General features: G+C 38.9%; 5 protein-coding genes. 1 reads left to right on the top strand and 4 read right to left on the bottom strand.

What is annotated here, in order from left to right; genetic code table 11:
* Window positions 1-411 precede the first annotated feature (411 nt).
* Both A9239_RS18915 and A9239_RS07535 read right to left on the bottom strand, forming a co-directional pair.
* A complete protein-coding gene (locus tag A9239_RS18915; RefSeq protein ID WP_141706403.1) occupies window positions 412-636 on the bottom strand; it encodes a hypothetical protein in 225 nt (74 codons plus the stop codon).
* 375 nt (window positions 637-1,011) lie between these two features.
* Window positions 1,012-1,899, bottom strand: a complete 888-nt coding sequence (locus tag A9239_RS07535) for a hypothetical protein (RefSeq protein WP_048121206.1) — start codon at window positions 1,897-1,899, stop codon at window positions 1,012-1,014.
* Window positions 1,900-2,087: 188 nt separating this feature from the next.
* On the opposite strand from A9239_RS07535, the gene A9239_RS07530 reads away from it, so the two are divergent.
* Window positions 2,088-2,534, top strand: a complete 447-nt coding sequence (locus A9239_RS07530; RefSeq protein ID WP_369815395.1) for a hypothetical protein — start codon at window positions 2,088-2,090, stop codon at window positions 2,532-2,534.
* A gap of 301 nt (window positions 2,535-2,835) precedes the next feature.
* On the opposite strand, the gene cydB is transcribed toward A9239_RS07530, so the two are convergent.
* Window positions 2,836-3,879: a cytochrome d ubiquinol oxidase subunit II gene (gene cydB / locus A9239_RS07525; protein ID WP_048121208.1), complete on the bottom strand. Its 1,044-nt coding sequence runs from the start codon at window positions 3,877-3,879 to the stop codon at window positions 2,836-2,838.
* Window positions 3,880-3,881: 2 nt separating this feature from the next.
* A complete protein-coding gene (locus A9239_RS07520) occupies window positions 3,882-5,198 on the bottom strand; it encodes a cytochrome ubiquinol oxidase subunit I (protein WP_048121210.1) in 1,317 nt (438 codons plus the stop codon).
* Window positions 5,199-5,480: the final 282 nt, after the last annotated feature.

Below are 5,480 nucleotides of genomic sequence, written 5' to 3'. Positions count from 1 at the left end.
TTCATTTTGAGTTTTCACCATTGTATTTTGTCTTTTCTCCATTAATTAAAAATATTCAGTCAAGAATTCCAGACCGTTCAATATTTATTATCAGTCAATAGCCATCCTTATTCCTATTTACCAGAGAATCAATATTTATATAGCTTATCAACAATAGAAAAAACAGTATTAAGAAAGACTACTGGAAAACAGAAAAACTACTGAAAACAGAAAGATTACTGGAAAACAGAAAAACTGATATTGAAAATATCTATTGAGCTCATTCCAAAACTTAAAATAATTTCTTTAAATCCCATGCTCCAAATAATTAACTGAGTTTCTGATCATGGGAAATAGTTATCAAACTTTACTGATTGAGAACAAAATTAGTTTTGGATAAACTCATTAAGTAAATCTTTTGGAACAATTCGTTTATTCCCGCAGGTGCTGCAGTAAACCTGAGATAGAGTGAAGCAAAATTCCGGTAAAAGTCATACCCATCCCTATAATGGTTAGAATTACCATCAAAACCGTTGGTCCGAAGGCAAGACTTCCGCCAAGATAGAAAGTCCTTAATAAATCGAGGCCTATGTATAACCCAATAGAAATGAGAACAAAACCTGGAAGGGTAAACCAGTATAGAGGATTAAACTCCATTTTTAGAAAATTGTTAAATCGAACAGTCAGGCTATGCTTAAAAGGACTTCTAGCCAAACCGTTTACATTATAGAACTGAATTATATTTTTAAACGTAAACTAACCTCCAGGTCAATAGATCCCACTACTATTTATATCTGGACTAATTTTCTTGGATAAGGTAGTTTTATAATATAAATACTTTTCTAAATGTTCAGGTATGAATAAATTATATGTTTGAGAAAAAAGTCACTTCAAGTATAGTCACAGAAAGGCAAAAAATCCACAAAAAACTCGGTGGGATTTTCAGGTCAAGTTGGAATTAATTTGCCTGATAGCCCCATGATAAAGTTAGATCCCAGGTCTTTCTATGCCTCCAAACCATTATGAGCGATTTCATTTGAAAAGCAGGCTTGGAAAATCCAGATTATTTTTCTGAAATCCAGCAGCATTCCTGTGTCCTCCACCACCGTATTGCTGAGCAATTTCGGCACAATCGGGTGAATTTGGATTACTGGAATCAGATCTCAAGCTGAATACCAGCATATCCTCTACAGCCTGCCACATGATAGCAAGATCATATTCAGGCTTCCTGTAGATGAACTCCCCAAGCTCGGAGATATTTCCAGTAGTGTTTACAAGTCTGGATTTCCAGTTATGAAAAGTGCAATCCACCCCACGATCGAAAGCTTTCTGAAGCTTGTAGCTTTGAGCTTTGAGAAGCAATTCCCCGATAGATATCATATTATTTACAGTATCCTCATATTCCGGACCAAGAAGCACATCCCATATAATATCATCAGGGGTTTTCACCATCAGATTAAAGCCTGCGGTGAAAGCCCTGGTCTCAGGATATTCAAACCTCCACATATCCTTATCCCCAATATAGGCTACAGCTACAGGGGACGAGACATCTTCAGGATGTGCGAACTCCCATGTAAGTACACAGGCTGCCTTTTCAAGGGACCGAATACCCGGAATACTGTTTGAATTCCACAGGTCCGGGAACTTCTCCACTGCGGTCTTATGATGATCAATCCATATCAGCTTAGACCCGCAAACCTTTACAAATTCATCCATTTTATCGCTGGTAAAGTCAACAAGCCATACTTTTTCGGCTGCTTTTATCTCGCCCTCACTCCACGACTCTTTGCCATAATTTATAGCAACAAATTTGATGTCAAATTCATTCCGGTCATAGGAATTACCAGCAATAGCAGCTGCACAGCATCCGTCATTATCATCATGGTGATAAATTAAAATCGCGCGTTTATCATCTGTCATTTTCGATTCCCTATTATTTTATAGGATTTCTTTCTCATATTTTCTGCTGCGAATTTAATCTCAGAATATATTTAAAGAAAGCCCAATGTGGAAGATGCCCAATTAAGTTATGACATGTAAAATAAAAATATTTTTAAATATCAAAATCAATATAATTATAATACAAGCCAAAAAGGGAATAAAGTTCAGTGAAAAACGGGGAGATTAAAAACCCTGCAGGCTTAGTCTGTGATTTTGTGAAAAATCCTTTGGAGAATCGAGGTAACATAATGAAGGGAGGCGACAAGACGAAAGAATATTGCAATATATGCGGTCGGGAATTGCTAGAAGACGTGCTGGTCGTTGATACCAGCCAGGATATGAAACCAATAAAATTCAAGGACGTTCACGGGGATAAGTCCGATCTGATATGTATTGAGTGTGCAACTGAGTCGGTTGAGAATCCACCCTTCTTATGTTCGAGATGCGGCCAGCCAGTCGAATTCGGTGAGCACTTCTATGTATTAAAAATTGGAACCGTAAAACCCAGTGGTCCCAAGGTGGACTTTAAAAAAATATCCTCAGACGATAAATGTATCTGCGTTATCTGTTACGAAGAACTCATGAGCCCTGAAGAGAAAGAAGAAAGAGACTAAACGAATAAATTTATCTCTAAACTTTTTTCCTACTTTGTCCTTAATTTATAGTCCCTGAACAAAAATCAGGGTCAAACACTGAGATAATCAACGTATATGGAAAAGAGCAGAACTGACTTTTCAGTTTTGCTCATATTGTTTTTATTATTCTTAACTTTTCTTTTAGTTTTTATACGTGTTTCTTCAAAGTATCCATGTTTTGGGATATTTAGCAAAGGATAGTATTTTCATTTTTTCAAAGATAAAGTGAAAAAAGAAAGAAAAGAAGGAAAAGAAAAAATAAAAGACAAAAGAAAGCAGGTTAGTACTCTACATGATCTGTTTCTTTTATCTTTTCCCTGAACAGGGTATATGCCCATAGCTGATAGATGATGATTATGGGCACGAATACCAATGCTGCTCCTAGCATGACGCTCAGAGTCATGTGGCTTGATGCAGCCTCAAAGATGTCTATTCCATATTCAGAAGAAACTGAGGACTTAAGCATGTAAGGATAGATACTTGCAAGCCCGCTTTCAACAACGAAAAGAAACGCCAGGAGATTGCTGCAAAAGGCAGGGAATATCTTGTCCTTTTTTGCAAAAAACACAGCAAGAACAGCTGTCACTACCGCAAGAACTGGCAATAAGTACAGAGCTGGCATGGCTGAATAGTTGGTTGTAAAACCTTCTATACCCATAAAGGAATATGCCAGATAGACCAGAGCAAGTACGAGTACGATAAGAGTACTTTTCTTTGCCAGATCACCTGCTTTTGCAGCTATGGCTCCTTCAGTTTTGACATTGATCCAGAGCGCACCTGAAGTAACACTCATAAGCACGAATAAGACACCGCCTATCAATGCATATGGGCTGAAGAGTCCAATAAGGGTACCTATATAAACACCTCCTGAAGCAATTTCGAGCCCCTTGAAGAAGTTCGCAAATGCAACTCCCAGGACCAGAGAAATCAGCAGGCTTCCAGCAAACCATCCCCACATAAGGATTTTTTGTATTTGGGGATTCTCATCCTTGTGAAGATATTCTATGGAAATTCCCCTTGCAATTAAGCCGATAAGCAGCAACATCATGGGAAGATACAGGAAAGTAAACATCTTCGAGAATACCAGAGGGAATGCAGCAAATGTTCCACCTGCAGCCAGGATAAGCCATACCTCATTGCCACCCCAGAAAGGACCAACAGAACTCTGGATTTGCATCCTCTGGGCCTTATCTGTGGCAATAAAAGGTACCAGAAGGCCTGCTCCGAGGGAAAAAGAGTCAACAATAAAGTAAACTCCCCATATTACACACCACAGGAAGAACCAGATAATAGCAAGCATATCATGAGTAAGAAAATCGAACATATTCACTCAACTCCTGTCGCATTGACCACGGTTTTCTTTATGAGGTATACCTCAAAGATAAGCAGGACCATATAAAATGTGCTTATAAGGCTAATACTTAACAAGACGTCTGATGTGGGAACCGATGATACACCATTAGCTGTCTTTAGCAAACCATAGACCATCCATGGCTGCCTTCCTACCTCAGCTACAATCCAGCCAGCAGTAATAGTAATATATGGAAGAGGAATAGACCATATTAGTAGCTTTAGATATTTTTTGGATGTGTATAGCTTGCCTGATTTTTGAAGATATAAGCCTAAAAGAGCCACTATGATGAACAGGGAACCCAGAATTGTCATCAACCTGAAGCTCCAGAATATCATTTCTACAGGCGGTAATTCACCCTGAGGTAGCTGGTTAAGTCCTGTTATCGTTCCGCTAAAACTTCCTGTATACAGGAAACTTGCAAGACCTGGAATTCCCAGCAGCTGAATACTATTGGAGCCTGTGCTTGAATCGGGTACCTGTATTAGATACATAGGCACTGAAGAGCCTGTTTCCCATATCGCATCCATTGCCGCTCCTTTTGTAGGTTGAAGCGCAGCAACATATTGTGCATAACCGTGACCAAGAACTGGAAGCATGACTGCAGTAGCGAGTGCTATGATAACTGCTATGCTAAAAGATTTTTTAAACACTTCATTGTTATTCCCTTTAAGGAAATGATACGCACAGATTCCCATTATCACGAATGAGGTCAACAGGTAAGCTGCAAGCAGAGTGTGTATCAGCATGTACCAAACATAGCCGTTCGTAATTAGAGCAATGAAATCTGTCATAACCACCTTGCTCCCGTCAGCAACCATCTCATAGCCTACGGGATGCTGCATAAACCCGTTAGCAGTGATAATCCATAATGAAGATATGTTAGTACCTAGAGCGACCATCCACATGGAAAATGCCTTTAATTTCTGACGGTTATGGCCCAAGAATATCCATGCTCCAAGGAAAGTCCCTTCAAGGAAGAAAGCAAATAACGCTTCCATAGCTAAAGGTGGTCCAAAGACATCTCCCATGAATTCTGCATAGGCACCCCAGTTAGTACCTAACTGAAAAGTCAGTGTAATACCTGATACTAGACCTATTGCAAAGTTTATCTTGAATATATTACCCCAGAAGTCAGCCATTTTTCGCCATGTTTCATCTTTGTTCCTGTAGTACATTGTTTCCATGACTGCCACTAATAATGCTAATCCCAAAGTTAGTGGAACAAATATGAAATGGAACGCAGCTGTTATGGCAAACTGAAGCCGACTTAATAAAAGCAATTCAATCATTTATTACCCCTCGTTTTCCCTCGTTTTGTTACTTACTGCAAAGGATTATATTTACGCTTGAAGCAAACCGATGTCTTCCATCCACGGCTTGCAGATATCATTTTCATGTTCAATCTCATCAGTGAGAACCTGAAGCAAAATGCTATATGTCACCGGATTTATATCTATGATCAGAATCTATATCTTTGACTATCTGAAGAATATACTATTGTACACCCGGATAACATACTGTTTCCCCTTGATGTTCTGCTCAAGTTATGTTTCCTCAGACTCCTCAGACTC

Source organism: Methanosarcina sp. A14 (genome assembly GCF_001729375.1).
GTDB lineage: Archaea > Halobacteriota > Methanosarcinia > Methanosarcinales > Methanosarcinaceae > Methanosarcina > Methanosarcina barkeri.
Note: the sequence above shows the minus strand (reverse complement) of the source record. Positions and strands in the feature narration are given on the sequence as shown.

Excerpts from the sequence above, each read along its gene's own strand:
- A9239_RS18915 (WP_141706403.1), bottom strand. The coding sequence starts at position 636 with ATGGAGTTTAATCCTCTATACTGGTTTACCCTTCCAGGTTTTGTTCTC.
- A9239_RS07535 (WP_048121206.1), bottom strand. The coding sequence starts at position 1,899 with ATGACAGATGATAAACGCGCGATTTTAATTTATCACCATGATGATAAT.
- cydB (WP_048121208.1), bottom strand. The coding sequence starts at position 3,879 with ATGTTCGATTTTCTTACTCATGATATGCTTGCTATTATCTGGTTCTTC.
- A9239_RS07520 (WP_048121210.1), bottom strand. The coding sequence starts at position 5,198 with ATGATTGAATTGCTTTTATTAAGTCGGCTTCAGTTTGCCATAACAGCT.